Source organism: Burkholderia sp. 4M9327F10, from assembly GCF_005503145.1.
Lineage (GTDB): Bacteria > Pseudomonadota > Gammaproteobacteria > Burkholderiales > Burkholderiaceae > Paraburkholderia.
In genome coordinates, this window is record NZ_SCNV01000026.1 from 60,541 (window position 1) to 75,614 (window position 15,074).

Genomic DNA, 15,074 nt, shown 5'->3' on the forward strand with positions numbered 1-15,074 from the left:
CTATTATCGAAAGAATTTCCAGCTTTGTTATTCCGTAGCTGCGAGTTTTGCTGCTGCCTGATCGCGCGGCGCAGGTTTCAGCTCCTCCGCGCAGAATTCACTAAGACTGAGGCTGGGTTGTCTCGCGTGTAGCTGGCCTGGACTTGCGCGCCTTACTCTTGGCCTTGGCTGATTTAACGCCGAAGCTTTCAGTCAGACGGTCAAGAATGATGGCGAGCAGAACGACGCCAAGGCCACCTTCGAAGCCAATCCCAATGTCCAGTCGCTGAATCCCGCTCAGGACATATTCGCCCAGGCCACCGGCGCCGATCATCGAAGCAACCACAACCATCGAGAGCGCCATCATGATGGTCTGATTGATGCCGGCCATGATGGACGGCAACGCATTGGGAAGTTGAATCTTCCACAGGAGCTGCGAGTCTGTGCTGCCAAACGACCGGCCCGCCTCCATCAATTCCTCGCGTACCTGCTTGATGCCGAGCGTGGTAAGGCGTACGACAGGCGGCATGGCGAAGACGATCGTAGCGATAACCGCCGGCACCCGGCCAAGCCCAAACAGGATGACCGCTGGAATCAGATAGACGAAGGCAGGCATGGTCTGCATGAAATCCAGCAGGGAGCGCACGATGACCTCCACACGCCCGTTGCGGGCGCCCCAGATTCCAAGCGGAATACCGATCAGCAGGCTAAAGAAGGTTGCGGCAATCACCAGGGCAAGGGTCGACATGGTTTGCGCCCAAAGTCCCATGTAATGGATGACCTCCATCGCGATACCGACAAACGCGGCGAACACCAGGCCTTTGCGCCAAACCGCGATCGCAACGAACGCCACCAGCATGGCAAGAAACGGAATCGCACCAAGCCCGTCTTCAAGCAGTTTGACCACAGCGCCGAGGGCCGCAGAAAAGGCATCAAAGCCGCCTCGAAAGTGGAGGAACAGGAAGTTGACGGCGTTCTCTGCGGCCTGCCCGATAAACGACGAATTCATGATGCTCTCCGTTGCATAACCTGTTTCAGAATCGTGCGGCACGAAACGACACCGGCAAGCTTACCCGCCGCGTCGACGACGGGTACGTCGTGTTCCTGGCCCAGAGCGATGGCGGATAGCTCATGCAAATCGGCGTCCGTCGAAACGGGCGAGATGTCGCGCAGCAGTGCGTCACGGATCGGTCCGGCTCCGCACTTGTGTATCGACGCCGGCGTAACGCATCCCTGGTATTGACCGGCTTCATCGCAGACGTATCCGCAGTCGACACCCGCGTCGATGAGCTGGTTCAGATAGCGCTCAGACGACGTTCCGATATCACATGAAATCAGGCCACGGTCGACCTTCGTCAGAAAACTGGATGCCGTGAGAAAGCGCGAAACGTCAACGTTCCGGAAGAAGTTACGCACGTAGTCGTCAGCGGGTGACTGAATGAGTTCCACAGGCGTGCCCACCTGCACCAGCCGGCCATCCTTCATCACCCCAACGCGGCCACCAATCTTGATGGCTTCCTCGATGTCGTGCGAAATGAAGACAACGGTGCGTTGCTCGTCCTTCTGTAGGCGCAGCAGTTCGTTTTGCATCTCGAACCGGATCAGCGGATCCAGCGCCGAGAAGGCCTCATCCATCAGCAGAACGGATGGATTCACAGCGAGCGCGCGTGCAAGGCCTACACGCTGTTGCATACCGCCCGACAACTCGCCTGGATACAGCTTCTCGTACGAGCCGAGCCCAACGCGAACCAGCGCGCTTCGCGCGACTTCGTAGCGCTCCTTCTTCTTCAGTCCCGCGACTTCAAGGCCATATGCAACGTTGTCGATAACGGTTCGATTGGGCAGCAAGGCGAATGACTGAAACACCATGGCCATCTTTCTGCGACGAACCTCGCGCAATTCAGGCGTCAACATGGGCGCGATGTCGCGGCCTTCGAGAACAACCTTTCCCGAGGTGGGTTCAATCAGCCGATTCAACAGACGAACAAGCGTGGATTTCCCCGAGCCGGAAAGTCCCATGATCACGAAAATTTCGCCTGCACGAACGCTAAGACTCACGTTGTCGACCGCAACCATGTTGCCGGTCTGCTCGAAAATCTCATTGCGCCCGAGACCCTGTTTAAGCAGCTCGACTGCACGATCGGGTTTCGGGCCGAAAATCTTCGAGAGATTTTGAACCGTAAGAATTTCATTCACCGGCGCAAATGCGGGGGCTGCGACTGACGACGCAGCGTTCGACGTAGGGACGCTCGGATACACCGCCTCTTCCGACGCGAAGGTAAGGTTTGGGGTCATTCTGTCATTCCAACTGGCAAGTTCCAAAACCTGGCGACCCACGATCGACTCGGTTACGCGCGGGGAAACGCGCGTGATTCAACGGTCTGGTTCGGGTCAGGGATGAGCATTGCGACTGCCGTACGGTCAAGCACCGGAAGCCATCTCAGCTATTAAAGGCAGCGCGCATTGGGTCGTCGCATAATTCACCACTCTTCGCGATACGCTTAAAATTTTCGGCTGCCGTGCTTTGCATCTTCAATGTTTGTTGCGTTGATGAAAGCGTACATCGCCAAATACCTCTAACTAGCTACATTTTCTGCCCTCTTTGCCATACCTCAGGTTATGCATCGCGTCAGGCGTGCGCGAACAGCGCGCCCGTGGCGCCCGGGAACGCCCACGGGGCAACGCGTTCGGCCGGTCAGAGCGCAAACCGCCACGGCAACTGGCACTCCTTCCAGGGGAAACACTGAGCTGTGCGTCCGCGCGGGTTATCCGGTCTGCGGAGACGATTCTCGAATATCATCAAAAGCCAACGGCGGCCAACGGCGCGCGCATGACCACCTCCCATACAAACCTTTTCTCAGACCAGAATCAGAAGATGAAAGCAGTAGCCGAAGGAGCGAAAGGGTACAGACGGCTCATACCGTCGTTGACGGCCCTGGTTGAATTCGAGGCGGTCGCGCGGCTAGGCAGCTTTACATTGGCAGCGGATGAACTGGGAGTCACGCAGGCCGCCGTGAGCAGGCAAGTAAGGTTCCTCGAGGAATCGCTGAACGTTCGTCTTTTCCATCGGCTGCACCGCTCAATCAAACTCACCGGCGAAGGGGAAGCGCTTTACCTCGCGGTGGCGGAATCGATGCAGCGGATTGCAGGAGCCTTCGACCGGCTCTCGAGCGGGGCCGAGGAACAAGAGCTGGTACTTGCGACCACTGCAGCCTTTTCACATTTCCGGGTCCTCCCACAGCTCCCTGCTCTCAAGCACCGCCAACCCCAGTTGAAACTTCGCTTGACGACGCAGATGTTCACCGCCGATTTGCGCCATAACGAAGTAGACATTGCCGTGCGCTACGGCAACGGGAAATGGCGAGACGGGACATCGTCGTTATTGTTCGACGAGGAGGTATTTCCGGTTTGCTCGCCCGCGTGGCTGCTCGCCAACGGCTCGCCAAAATCGCTCATAGACCTGATGAAAACGCCGTTGATCGAATCCGATTCGACATCGGAAGGCTGGATGAACTGGGAGGAATGGTTCCACGCCGCCGGTTCGCAACCGCCAAGACTGCATTACGCACTCCGATGCAGTCTTTATACGGACGCGATACAGGCCGCGCTTCAAGGGCAAGGCATAGCGCTTGGATGGCACAGGCTCCTGAGCGGTCTGCTCAAGGCGGGCGAACTGGTGCGCCTCACCAATGTGTCCGTCAAGGTCAGCGATTCCTATTTTGCTGTTATCCCGCACGGCCGCACGATAAGCCAGACAACAAGCAGTGTGATTGACTGGCTGCGCGGCGAGGTGGAGGTCTCGCATAACCTGTAGTAATGCGAGAGGAAGAATAAAGCGCATTGACGCCCTATTTCGTCCCTTCAATACTGGATTCATAACGTTGATGCACGAGCATCGCGACGGTCCAAACGTGCAAGGGGCGATCGATGTCTGAAGCAAGGTTCAAAACACACGCTGAACTGATTCGCAGCCGCCGGCCAGGTCACGGCATGCCCGGTGAACTATTCGGGCGCAAGGATGTGTTCGATACAGATGTCGATGTCTTCTTTCACAAGCACTGGATTCTGGTCGGCGTCACGGCTGATGTGCCCGAACCGGGTGACGTCTCGACCATCGATATCGGCAAGGTATCCATTCTCATTGTTCGCGACGACGACGAGAATATCCGCACTTACCGGAATGTCTGCCGGCACCGCGGAGCACGGCTCAAGGACGCAGGCAAATCCACGGTCGGCATGCTTGTATGCCCGTATCACCAATGGACCTATGACCTCAATGGCGAACTGAAACACACGACCCACATGGGCATCGATTTCGACCGCTCCTGCCGCGGCCTTATCGAGGTAAAGACACGCATCGTCGGCACGCATATTTTTGTGTGCCTGGCGGATGAAGCGCCCGGCGATATGGATGTTCTCGAAGAAACGATGGTGCCGAGGTTTGCGACGTACGACCTGGCCCACACCAAAATTGCACACGAGACTGAAATTATCGAGAACGGCAACTGGAAGCTCGTGATGGAGAACAACCGTGAGTGCTATCACTGCAGTGCAACCCATCCTGAGCTAACGGCATCTTTCCTTCCTGAAGACTTCGAATTTTGCCCGGACGGTCTAAGCGAAGCGTCCCAGCGCGCACTCGACGCTTACCGCACGCGCACAGCTGCGAGCGTCTCCAGTTGGGAGCAAGAGGGACTCGTTTGCAGCACTGTCGAAAAACTTGCGCCCGATATCGCCACTGGCTTTCGGACGCAGCGCCTTGTCATCGCAGGCAGCGGGGAGTCGCAAACCATGGACACTCGGGTCGCAAGCAGCAGACTGTTTGCTGACTTGCAGCGTCGCGACCTCGGTGACGTACACATGTGGACGCATAACTCGTGGACCCATGTAATGAGCGACCATGCAGTCGTCTCGTACATTATTCCGCTTGCTCCGGACAAAACGCTTGTGCGTACCAAATGGCTGGTTCATCAGGACGCTGTCGAAGGTGTCGATTACGATCTGAAGAGATTAACTGAGGTATGGGTAGCCACGAACATGCAAGACGCCAACCTGGTGGCAATCAACTACCGCGGAACTCAGGACCCGGCCTACGATCCGGGACCGTTCTCTCCATTCACAGAGGCCTACCTGGAGCTGTTTTCGCAATGGTACGCAGCCAGATTGATTGCGCACGGGATATAAGTGGATTGTCATGATGCTTAGTGATCGCAACTCCGGCAGTACTTCGGTCAACGCCTTCGCGGATCGGCTGGCCGATGCGGGGATCTGGGAACGCGCCGGTGCTCGATGGTCCAGCGCAGAAAAGAAGACCTTGATCTGTTGCCGCGTCGTCGACGAAACGCATGATGTCAAAACCTTCACGCTTAGCGCCGAAGAGGGTCTTCCGTTTAGCTTTGAACCGGGCCAGTTCGTGACGATTTCCGTAGAGATCGGCGGGCAGGCGGTTACGCGTTGCTACACAATATCTTCGCCTCCGACGCGGCCGTACACCTTGTCGATTACAGTCAAGCGCGTACCAGCAGGCGTGGTATCCAACTGGTTGCACGACACGCTTCATCCGGGAAGCTCCTTGCAGGTGTATGGTCCTTCAGGAGTGTTTACGCCCTCGTCTCACCCAACGCGCAAGTCGCTGTATCTGTCCGCAGGCTCAGGTATAACACCGCTCATGTCCATGACGCGCGCCGGTTACGACCTCGGTCTCAACCGCGACGTCGTGTTTTTGCACAGCGCGAGGACGCCCGAAGACATCATCTTTCGCACGGAACTGTCTCAACTGAGTGCATCGGCGAACCTGCTAAAGGTTCTCCACGTATGCGAGGGAACCGGCTTTGAGGACAACTGGAAGGGTCCCGTGGGCCGACTGTCACTCGAATTGCTTGAGCGTCAGGTGCCGGACTTCAGGGAGCGCGAAGTATTTACTTGCGGTCCCGCCGGTTACATGAAGTCAGTCAGGAACATACTGGTTGAGGGCGGACATGATCCGGACCGGTACCACCAGGAAAGTTTCGACATCGCGGCCGCTTCTGCGGACGATGGTGTCACGGCCGCTCCGGCTTTGCCTTGCGATGTTACGACCGGAGTTCGCCACTCGTTTGGCGTTCGGCTCGCGCGCTCGGGAAGAACATTTACGATGGACGACACCGAGACGATCCTTGCCGCCGCCCGCAAAGCTGGCGTACCGGTACCGTCTTCGTGCGGACAAGGTCTGTGTGGAACCTGCAAGACCTCCGTGCTGGAAGGGGACGTCGACATGCAACACAACGGAGGAATACGCCAACGCGAAATCGACAAAGGCTTACGCCTGCTTTGCTGCAGCCGTGCCAAATCGGACCTTGTGCTGGACCTGTAGATAGAAAGCAGACCTGCAAAAAGGACGCGCCCTTTATTCTGACAATGCGCAGCGTTGCCTGAGGTAGTTATGAATTCAGCCGGAAGCACCCAAACATATTCAGTCGGCGTCCCCAATTTCGCCGGCCGTCACCACTACAGGATTCGTGACGAGGATTGGCGTCCGCTGCAAATCGGCGGCACAGACATCCCCGGCTATTTCTGGATCCCCTTATCGGATGACGAGGAGGGCGGGTGGTCGAGCTACTGGATGAAAGTCGAGCCGGGAGCCCGCGGCCCCGAGCATCGCCACGATACAACCGAGCTCATCTTCGTCGCCGAAGGCGTATTCACCGATAGCGACGGCGTCAGCTTCCTGGCCGGCGATGTGGTGACTTATCCGGCAGGCTCGAGCCATTCGAGTTCTTCGGCTAGGGGTTGCATCGTGCTGGTCGTCGCGAGAGCTGGAATGACCGTCTGAACCGCCATACGTAACGTAACGCAAGAGTACTGGACGCCGTAACGCGCTAAAAACGTCCTAATGACCGGCAGGGAAATTGGCAATGTGCGACGGGAGACCCGGCAGATGAATTAACTCGAAATGCATACTCCTTTACAGGCGTAGCGTGGAGATTGGCGTTCGCGCCGTCATTCAAACGCTCCGATAGCCGATTTCTTTGCGCTTCAATTCTCTGCCGGATTCAGGCATTGAATTCGACGCCACATGGGCATCAATCCTGCTTGTTGGGCCTGTCCAACAAGATGAGTTTCTGCTTCCATGAATCCCTCCGGAATAGATCTCCGAGAAGATGCTGCCGAGACACAAGCCCTCAAGCCCAAGATCCATGCACTAACCAGTCTGCGGTTCCTTGCGGCTTTTGGCATCCTCGCGCTTCACTATCGCGACATGCTAGGAAGGCTTCCGGATTGGTTTATGCGCACGCTGATCGCCGGCGAATATGGAGTCACGTTTTTCTTTGTCCTTAGCGGATTTATTCTCACCTACAACTATTTTGGCTGGTTCCGCGGATCTTTCGGTGAGGCGCGTGCCTGGAAGTTTTTCCGCTTACGGTTTGCGAGAATTTATCCCTTGTATCTTGTTGGGTTATTGCTCGATGCGCCCTGGCATCTCATCGAACGGTTCAGAGTGGGCCAGTTGGCAAACTCCGGCGCGGAATTCTGGGCGTCATGGCTTCTGAACCTCTGCGGGCTGCAAGCCTGGGTACCCGCAACACCTTACGCCATGGTGTTCAACACGCCTTCGTGGAGTCTATCGGCGGAGTTCTTTTTCTACGCGACATTTCCCTTCGTTATGCGCGGGATTGTTAAGTATCTTCGAAGCCCACGCGCATTGATTGCTGCCTGTCTGGCCGCGATCGTCGGCAGCACCATGCTGTATGTCGGCGTTATCTACTGGCTGGGCTATGTGCTCAAAATACAGCCCTTAACGAACTACATGGTGATTTACTACAACCCCGTGCTGCGCTACGCAGAGTTTTTCTCCGGCTGTCTCGCAGGCTGTTATTTCGTGGTGACCTCCCGGGCGAACCGCTACCCTCTTTCGTTCATGTTCTCGAGCGCCCGTCGCCGCAGTGCCACTGTGACGCTCTGCCTGGTACTCAGTGCGTATCGCGCGACGCAGATTCCCTATAGCGGTCCAAGTGAATCCTTGTGGCTGCTCGACAATGCTATTCGCTTTAGCTGGTTCATCGGGCCATTCGCCATAGCCATCGTTGCAATCGCCAAAGGGACAACCATTTTCACGCGTATTCTGGAAACCCCATTACTGGTTGCGCTTGGCGAAGCCAGCTTCGCGCTGTATATCACGCACTGGTCCGTTCTAAGCTTTCTGAAGCTGATGTGGCCATCCAGTACGACCACTATTCATCTTTGTGCGTTTTTGATTTCTCTGGCCGGGTCCATCCTGCTGTATCGCTACGTCGAACAGCCGGCCCGGCGCTGGCTCACGAAACGGCGAGGAACTGCTCTCGCGGGACAGGTTGCGGACTTGTCACGGGCATCGGCTTAGGCACGCGCCGGGGCGCCCGGGGCTGCCCTGCACTCATCTGTACCGCCCATCATCAGCAAATCTGTACCGTTACTGTACCGGCCCAGGTCGATAAACTGGCTTGAACGTATCGACACCGGAGCCACCCATGTCCTTTGAATCCCTGAGCGCTTTGCCCGCGGGCATCCTGTTCGCGCTCGTCACCACCATCACCCCGGGTCCGAATAACACCATGTTGCTGGCCTCCGGCGTCAATTTCGGTTTCCGCCGCACCCTGCCGCATCTTTTCGGCATTAGCGCGGGGGTCGTATTGCTCATGCTCTCCGTAGGCTTCGGCCTTGGCGAAGCGTTCCGCCGCTTCCCCGTCCTGTATTCAGTGCTGGAGATCGCCAGCGTCGCTTACCTGCTGTATCTCGCGTGGAAGATCGGCACGTCCGGCGAGATGAAGCTGCGCAAGGGCGAGCGCCGTCCGATGAAATTCATTGAGGCCATCGCGTTCCAGTGGGTCAACCCCAAAGCGTGGATGATGGTGCTCACCGCCGCCACCACGGTTCACGTGAGCGAAAACTTCGGCAACAACGTGATGCTGATGGCAGTGCTGTTTTACGTGATTGGCTTTCCATGCATCTGCCTGTGGGCCGGTTTCGGCACGGCGATGCGGCAAGTGCTGGCAGACCCCAAGCGGCTGCGCATCTTCAACGTGGTGATGGCCCTGTCGCTGGTGGCGACGCTGTATCCGATTGCGGCCAAGTTGCTGGGGCAGGCGTAAGCGCACGAGACTCGCCAAACAAGCGAAGGGGGGAAGGGGCGAACTCACCCCGCCCCTTCCCCCACCCGCTCAATAAACCGCCACAACGCGTCCTCAGTCGAATACGGCGCATTGAACCGGAACCACGCGCTCGCCGCATCGTCCGGTCTGAAATACGACCCCGGCGCCAGCCAGATGCCATGCGCGAGTGCGGCCGTCGCCACCTCCCCGGCCCGTTCGGCTTCAATCGGCAAGCGCGCCCACAGAAACAGCCCCGCCCGCGGCCGGTGGAACAGCTCGAGCCCAAGCGCATCGAGCCGCTCTTCCACCACGGCATGCGCAGCCTTGAGCCGCTCGTTCACGTCCTCGACGTGACGCGCATAGCGCCCTTCCAGCAGCACCTTGTCGACGATCCGCTCGATCGTCTCCGAAGACGTCAGCCCCACCGCCATCTTCGTGCGCGCCAGTTCGCGCAGCACGTCGCGCTCGGCCACTACATAGCCGCAGCGCAGCCCCGGCGTGACCGTCTTCGAGAAGCCACCCACATACAGCACCCGCTGCAAGCCTTCCATCGCCGCAAAGAGGGGCGCCCCCGGCGGCGCGAGTTCGCGGCTCACGTCGTCCTCGATCACCCACATGCGCGCCCGCTCGGCAATCTGCAACAGGCGGAACGCCGCCGCCATGCCGAAGGTTGCGCCAGTCGGGTTCTGCAGCGTCGTGTTGACGAACATCGCCTTGGGCCGGTGCGCCGCCACCAGTTCTTCAAGCACTTCGGTATCGACGCCCGCCGGCGTGCGCGGCACGCCATACACGACCAGCCCCGCCAGCTTCAGAATCTGCAGCAGGTTGCAGTAACCCGGGTCTTCGACTAGCACCACGTCGCCCGCCCGCAGCAGCGTGCGCACGATCAGATCGAGCGCCTGGGTCGCGCCTCGCGTCAGCAGCACATTCGAAACTTCGACCGGCAAGCCATGGCGGTCGAGTTGCCCGGCAATCCGCTCGCGCAGCGGCGCAAATCCGTACGGATGACCGTAGTCGCCCATGCGCGGCCCCGGCACCCGGCTCATCGCCCGCAGCGCATGCTGCAGGCCGCTTTCGTTGATCCATTCGTTCGGCAGCCAGCCGCCGCCCGCCTTGATCGGCACCGAATGATCGGCGAACACGTCGGAGAGAAGCCAGGTCGCGGTGAGGCTGGGTGGCTGCCAATCCGTCGCGCTCGCGCGGGCGGCCTGCACCCGCGCCGCCACCCGGTAGCCCGAGCCGCGCCGCGCGACGACCAGCCCCATCGAAACCAGACGGTTGTATGCTTCTGTAACGGTAAAGGTGCTCAGTTCGTGGCTCGACGCCAGTTGCCGCACCGAGGGCAGCAGCGCCCCTGCCCGCAGCGATTGCGCCTCGATAGCGCGCGCAAAACCCTGAACGAGCTGTTCGACGAGGGTGGGCGCGGCGCGGCGGTCGCGTTCCAGTTCAAGTTCAATCATGGCGGCGGACGCAATGAGGCGGGTGGAGCGAGCGGACCTGCATTGACGCAGGCGGGCAAGGGGCAGAACACGTCAATGGCCGCAAATGAGCAAGCGAATGAACAAACAAATGAGCAAAAGTGACCAACACAGTTAAGGCAACTTGGCCTGCACAGTTAGCAGCGCAGTGCATCAACTGTTTATGTCCGCCATTTAACCGCGGACGCTACAGTTTCGCAACGCCCCATTCCACAGGGACTGCCTTCGATCGCAGGCAATCCGCTTGGTAGACCACTTCGAGGAGATAACCATGACTTCGCGCCCCGTCATCGACGATCTGTCGTCTTTCTGGATGCCCTTCACCGCCAACCGCCAGTTCAAGGCTGCGCCGCGCCTGCTGGAATCGGCCAAGGGCATGTACTACCGCTCAACCGACGGGCGCGAAGTGCTCGACGGCTGCGCCGGCCTCTGGTGCGTGAATGCCGGCCATAGCCGCGATGAGATCGTCGCCGCGGTCACCGAGCAGCTTTCCACGCTCGACTTCGCGCCGACCTTCCAGATGGGCCACCCGCTCGCGTTCGAAGCGGCGGCGAAAGTGGCCGAGCTGATGCCGGCTGGCCTCGACCGGATTTTCTTCACCAACTCGGGTTCGGAGTCGGTGGATACGGCGCTCAAGATTGCCCTCGCCTATCACCGCGCGCGCGGCGAAGGTCAGCGCACGCGTCTGATCGGCCGCGAGCGCGGTTATCACGGGGTGGGCTTCGGCGGCATTTCGGTGGGCGGCATCGCGCCGAACCGCAAGACGTTCTCCGGCGCACTGCTGCCGTCCGTGGACCATCTGCCGCACACGCATAATCTCGAACACAACGCGTTCTCGAAGGGCCAGCCTGCGTGGGGCGCGCATCTGGCGGACGAGCTTGAGCGCATTGTCACGCTGCACGACGCGTCGACGATTGCCGCGGTGATCGTCGAACCGGTGGCCGGCTCCACCGGGGTGCTGATTCCGCCGCAAGGTTATCTGCAGAAACTGCGCGACATCTGCACCAAGCACGGCATCCTGCTGATTTTCGACGAAGTGATTACAGGCTTTGGGCGTCTGGGCAAGGCAACGGCAAGCGAGTACTTCGGCGTCACGCCGGACCTGCTGACGATGGCCAAGGCCATCAACAACGCCGCCATCCCGATGGGCGCGGTGGCGGCCAGCCGCACGATTCACGACACCATCGTCAATGCGGGCGCGCAAGGTTCGATCGAACTGTTCCACGGCTACACGTATTCGGCGCACCCGGCTGCCGCTGCGGCCGCTGTGGCAACGCTCGACCTGTATCGCCGCGAAGACCTGTTTGCGCGTGCGGAATCGCTGGCGCCGGCGTTCGAGACGGCTGCTCACGCGCTGCGCGACGCCAGACATGTGAAGGACATTCGCAATCTCGGCATGGTGGCAGGGATCGAACTCGAGCCGCGCGAGGGCGCACCGGCAGCCCGTGCCTATGAGGCTTTCGTCAAATGCTTCGAGGCAGGCGTGCTGGTCCGCTTCACGGGCGACATCCTCGCCTTCTCCCCGCCGCTCATCATTAACGAAGAGCAGATCCAGCACATCTTCAAGACCGTGCGCGACGTGCTTGCCACGATTCAGTAACCCGATTCAGTAACCCGCAGCGGGCGGCGGCGTTGCGCCGCTGCCCGTCAACCGGACACGCTGCGCTGCGTATCACGCAGCGTGCCCGACGATGGTCTCGTAGTAGAGCTGCAGAAAACCCTCTACGTCCACATCCACGCAGACATCCTGCTGAGGGACTGTGTCCCAGTCAGGTGCCGGCACGCCCATCGCCGCGGGCTTCTGAATCGTCTGGCCGATTGCCAGTCCCTCCACCACCACCCGCACCGTCCCACGCCTGATCCGATAAAGTTCGGGAGCCACGAGATACGCCACTGCCGACGAGTCGTGCACATAGATGCCGTGCACGCCCGAACTCGCGATGTGGAAATGTTCGTAGTGACGCGACACGTCCCAGATAAATTGCCCATTCTCGCCGCCGTGTTGACGGAGACGGTCGAGATACGCGGTGCTCATCACCGCCTTTTGCGTCACGTCGAGTCCTACTGCCGTGACTTTCCAGGCTGCAGCGAAGACCTGATCGGCTGCATCCGGATCGGCAGAAATGTTCGCCTCTGCACAGGGGCTGACATTACCCAACACCCCGTTAATGCCGAACGCGCCGCCCATGATGATGACCTGCTTGACGAGGTGCTGGATCTCGGGGTCCTCTTGCAACGCCAACGCGAGATTGGTCAGCGGTCCCACCGCGACAAGGTTGATCTCATGCGGATGCTTGCGGATCTCATCGATGATGAAGCGATGCGCCGGCCTTGCATCGAGGCGGGCGCGGCCGTCATCTTTCAGCTCCGGCAGGTCGATGTCGCCCAGGCCGTTGTTCCCGTGGATATGCGGAATCGGCTCGGGTGCCGCGCGGCGCAATGGCTTGCCCGCTCCGCGCGCCACCACGACCGAGGGCTTGGCAAACCGTTCGACGAGATAGACCGCGTTACGCGTGGTGGTTTCGATCGTCGCGTTGCCGAACACGGACGTCACGCCGATCAGTTCGATCTCCGGATGACGCGTCTGAAACACCAGCGCCATCGAGTCATCGACGCCGGGGTCCGTGTCGTAAATTACCTTGTGCATGATTGGACACTCACGTTGTGTGCGAAGGTTCGAGATAGAACGCGCCCGGCAGCAGCGCGCCGGCGCTGGTCACTTCCACCTTGCCGTCCAGATTGGACAGCACGACCTTGAGCTTCGGCGAGCCCAGTTCGATCATCACCTGGCGGCAGGCGCCGCACGGTGCAATCGGCCCGTCGGTCGCGCCGATCACCGCCAGCGTTTTGAACTGCCCCGGACGATACCCTGCCGCCACCGCGCTGAACAGCGCCGTGCGCTCAGCGCAATTGCACAGGCCGTATGACGCGTTCTCGACATTGCAGCCGTGAAAGATCTTGCCGTCGTGAGTCTCCACCACGGCGCCGACCAGAAAGCCCGAATATGGCGCATAGGCACGCTTGCGCGCCTTGCGTGCCTCATCAATCAGTTGTTTGCGTTTCACTACTCCTCCGCATCGGGATCAGCGATCTTGCTGAATCATTGGTCGATCAGTTCGTACACGCTGGACGGCACGGCTGCACGAGTTTCGTCCAGCGTGCAGGCCGCCTGGATATCGCGCGCCGCCCGCTGTGCCGCCGACGCATCGCGCGCATGAATCCGCGCCAACGGCGCGCCCGCCTCGACGTATTGTCCAAGTTCAACGAGGTCTGTCAAACCGGCCTGATAATCGATCGCGTCTTCGGGACGTCGTCTGCCTCCACCGAGGCCAACCACCGTCAATCCGAGCGCCCGGCAATCGATGCGCGTCACGTAACCAGCGCGCGGCGCCTTGACCGTCATCACAACAGGCGCTTCGCCAAGATGGCGCGCGGGTGCGTCGAGCAGGTCTGCCGGGCCGCCTAACGCATGCACCATGCGTGCAAAGCGCTCCGCTGCCGCGCCTGAATCGAGCGCCACGTGTAGCCTGGCACGGGCCTGTGCCGTGTCTGCGGCAAGGCCGCCCAGCACGAGCATCTGTGCCGCCAGCGCCAGCGTAACCTCATGAACGCGCGCCGGACGGATGCGCCCGCTCAGATACCCGATCGCGTAGCGCACCTCCAGCGCATTGCCCGCACAAGAAGCGAGCGGCTGGTTCATATCGGTGAGCACGGCCGTAGTCTTCATGCCGGCGCCGTTGCCCACATCGACGATGCTGCGCGCCAGTTCCAGCGACTTCTCATAGCTCGGCATAAAGGCGCCCGAGCCGACCTTGATGTCCATGGTCAGCGCGGCCAACCCTGCGGCAAGTTTCTTCGAGAGGATCGACGCCGTTATCATCGCCACTGATTCAACGGTCGCCGTGACGTCGCGGATCGCATAGATGCGCTTGTCCGCCGGTGCGAGTTGGGCGGTCTGACCGATAATCGCCACCCCGACCTCGCGCACCACACGCTGAAATACCGGCGTTGGCGGCACCAGGTCATAGCCGGGGATCGAGGCGAGCTTGTCGAGCGTCCCGCCGGTATGGCCAAGGCCGCGGCCCGAGATCATCGGCACGAAGCCGCCGCATGCGGCGACCATCGGCCCGAGCAGCAATGAGGTGAGATCGCCGACACCGCCTGTCGAATGCTTGTCGATCAGCGGTCCCGGCAGATCGTAGTCATGCCATTCCAGCACCCGGCCGGAATCGCGCTGCGCCAGCGTCAAGGCGACCCGCTCCTCGACGCTCATGTCGTTGAAGTACACCGCCATCGCGAACGCAGCCACCTGTCCCTCGCTGACGCTGCCGTCGGCGACGCCCTGCACGAACTCGGCGACCTCGTTGCGGCTAAGCGGTTGCCTGTCGCGCTTCTTGCGGATAATTTCCTGCGTCAACGACATGATGATCGGCCCAACAAAATGTAGGAGACCCTGGCGTTACGGTAACTGCCCAGCTTCAACGTGTCAGGCACGCGGCACAGTTCAGGG

The 15,074-nt window shown here is 60.0% G+C and carries 13 protein-coding genes; 7 read left to right on the forward strand and 6 right to left on the reverse strand.

The annotated features are described in order from the left end of the window. Positions 1–100: 100 nt before the first annotated feature. Both FFS45_RS22475 and FFS45_RS22480 read right to left on the reverse strand, forming a co-directional pair. A complete protein-coding gene (locus tag FFS45_RS22475; protein WP_137956828.1) occupies positions 101–988 on the reverse strand; it encodes a proline/glycine betaine ABC transporter permease in 888 nt (295 codons plus the stop codon). Further along, positions 985–2,274 (reverse strand): glycine betaine/L-proline ABC transporter ATP-binding protein, encoded by a 1,290-nt coding sequence (locus FFS45_RS22480; protein WP_137956829.1) that lies wholly within the window; start codon positions 2,272–2,274, stop codon positions 985–987. The genes FFS45_RS22475 and FFS45_RS22480 overlap by 4 nt, the downstream gene beginning before the upstream one ends. A gap of 580 nt (positions 2,275–2,854) precedes the next feature. Between FFS45_RS22480 and FFS45_RS22485 the strand changes: the two genes are divergently transcribed. The 6 genes from FFS45_RS22485 (at position 2,855) to FFS45_RS22510 (ending at position 9,086) form a co-directional block, all read left to right on the forward strand. Further along, positions 2,855–3,793 carry a LysR substrate-binding domain-containing protein gene (locus tag FFS45_RS22485; protein ID WP_137956871.1) on the forward strand — a complete coding sequence of 313 codons (939 nt, stop codon included), beginning with the start codon at positions 2,855–2,857 and terminating at the stop codon, positions 3,791–3,793. A 113-nt stretch (positions 3,794–3,906) separates the two neighbouring features. Continuing rightward, positions 3,907–5,163: an aromatic ring-hydroxylating dioxygenase subunit alpha gene (locus FFS45_RS22490; RefSeq protein ID WP_137956830.1), complete on the forward strand. Its 1,257-nt coding sequence runs from the start codon at positions 3,907–3,909 to the stop codon at positions 5,161–5,163. A gap of 13 nt (positions 5,164–5,176) precedes the next feature. Continuing rightward, on the forward strand, positions 5,177–6,331 hold the full coding sequence (locus tag FFS45_RS22495; RefSeq protein WP_137956872.1) for a hybrid-cluster NAD(P)-dependent oxidoreductase: 1,155 nt from the start codon (positions 5,177–5,179) through the stop codon (positions 6,329–6,331). A 69-nt stretch (positions 6,332–6,400) separates the two neighbouring features. Then, positions 6,401–6,790 carry a cupin domain-containing protein gene (locus FFS45_RS22500; protein ID WP_137956831.1) on the forward strand — a complete coding sequence of 130 codons (390 nt, stop codon included), beginning with the start codon at positions 6,401–6,403 and terminating at the stop codon, positions 6,788–6,790. Between the two features lie 297 nt (positions 6,791–7,087). Further along, positions 7,088–8,338 (forward strand): acyltransferase, encoded by a 1,251-nt coding sequence (locus FFS45_RS22505; protein ID WP_137956832.1) that lies wholly within the window; start codon positions 7,088–7,090, stop codon positions 8,336–8,338. Positions 8,339–8,465: 127 nt separating this feature from the next. After that, on the forward strand, positions 8,466–9,086 hold the full coding sequence (locus FFS45_RS22510; RefSeq protein WP_137956833.1) for a LysE family translocator: 621 nt from the start codon (positions 8,466–8,468) through the stop codon (positions 9,084–9,086). A gap of 44 nt (positions 9,087–9,130) precedes the next feature. On the opposite strand, the gene FFS45_RS22515 is transcribed toward FFS45_RS22510, so the two are convergent. Continuing rightward, positions 9,131–10,546, reverse strand: a complete 1,416-nt coding sequence (locus FFS45_RS22515; RefSeq protein WP_137956834.1) for a PLP-dependent aminotransferase family protein — start codon at positions 10,544–10,546, stop codon at positions 9,131–9,133. 289 nt (positions 10,547–10,835) lie between these two features. Here FFS45_RS22515 and FFS45_RS22520 point away from each other — a divergent pair, with 289 nt between their 5' ends. Further along, positions 10,836–12,164, forward strand: coding sequence for an aspartate aminotransferase family protein (locus tag FFS45_RS22520; protein ID WP_137956835.1), 1,329 nt, complete (start codon positions 10,836–10,838; stop codon positions 12,162–12,164). Positions 12,165–12,236: 72 nt separating this feature from the next. Here FFS45_RS22520 and FFS45_RS22525 read toward each other — a convergent pair whose 3' ends face one another. Genes FFS45_RS22525 through deoA form a run of 3 tightly spaced genes read right to left on the reverse strand, consistent with a single transcriptional unit; the run spans position 12,237 to position 14,987 of the window. Further along, positions 12,237–13,211 carry a nucleoside hydrolase gene (locus FFS45_RS22525; RefSeq protein WP_137956836.1) on the reverse strand — a complete coding sequence of 325 codons (975 nt, stop codon included), beginning with the start codon at positions 13,209–13,211 and terminating at the stop codon, positions 12,237–12,239. A 10-nt stretch (positions 13,212–13,221) separates the two neighbouring features. Next, entirely contained in the window at positions 13,222–13,629 is a 408-nt protein-coding gene (locus FFS45_RS22530) for a cytidine deaminase (RefSeq protein WP_137956837.1), read from the reverse strand. Positions 13,630–13,664: 35 nt separating this feature from the next. Next, complete coding sequence (gene deoA / locus FFS45_RS22535) at positions 13,665–14,987, reverse strand: thymidine phosphorylase (protein ID WP_137956838.1); 1,323 nt, start codon at positions 14,985–14,987, stop codon at positions 13,665–13,667. Positions 14,988–15,074: the final 87 nt, after the last annotated feature.

What these genes read in the sequence shown, in the direction of transcription:
- FFS45_RS22475 (WP_137956828.1), bottom strand. Translation starts at nt 988, where the DNA reads ATGAATTCGTCGTTTATCGGGCAGGCCGCAGAGAACGCCGTCAACTTC.
- FFS45_RS22480 (WP_137956829.1), bottom strand. Translation starts at nt 2,274, where the DNA reads ATGACCCCAAACCTTACCTTCGCGTCGGAAGAGGCGGTGTATCCGAGC.
- FFS45_RS22485 (WP_137956871.1), top strand. Translation starts at nt 2,855, where the DNA reads ATGAAAGCAGTAGCCGAAGGAGCGAAAGGGTACAGACGGCTCATACCG.
- FFS45_RS22490 (WP_137956830.1), top strand. Translation starts at nt 3,907, where the DNA reads ATGTCTGAAGCAAGGTTCAAAACACACGCTGAACTGATTCGCAGCCGC.
- FFS45_RS22495 (WP_137956872.1), top strand. Translation starts at nt 5,177, where the DNA reads ATGCTTAGTGATCGCAACTCCGGCAGTACTTCGGTCAACGCCTTCGCG.
- FFS45_RS22500 (WP_137956831.1), top strand. Translation starts at nt 6,401, where the DNA reads ATGAATTCAGCCGGAAGCACCCAAACATATTCAGTCGGCGTCCCCAAT.
- FFS45_RS22505 (WP_137956832.1), top strand. Translation starts at nt 7,088, where the DNA reads ATGAATCCCTCCGGAATAGATCTCCGAGAAGATGCTGCCGAGACACAA.
- FFS45_RS22510 (WP_137956833.1), top strand. Translation starts at nt 8,466, where the DNA reads ATGTCCTTTGAATCCCTGAGCGCTTTGCCCGCGGGCATCCTGTTCGCG.
- FFS45_RS22515 (WP_137956834.1), bottom strand. Translation starts at nt 10,546, where the DNA reads ATGATTGAACTTGAACTGGAACGCGACCGCCGCGCCGCGCCCACCCTC.
- FFS45_RS22520 (WP_137956835.1), top strand. Translation starts at nt 10,836, where the DNA reads ATGACTTCGCGCCCCGTCATCGACGATCTGTCGTCTTTCTGGATGCCC.
- FFS45_RS22525 (WP_137956836.1), bottom strand. Translation starts at nt 13,211, where the DNA reads ATGCACAAGGTAATTTACGACACGGACCCCGGCGTCGATGACTCGATG.
- deoA (WP_137956838.1), bottom strand. Translation starts at nt 14,987, where the DNA reads ATGTCGTTGACGCAGGAAATTATCCGCAAGAAGCGCGACAGGCAACCG.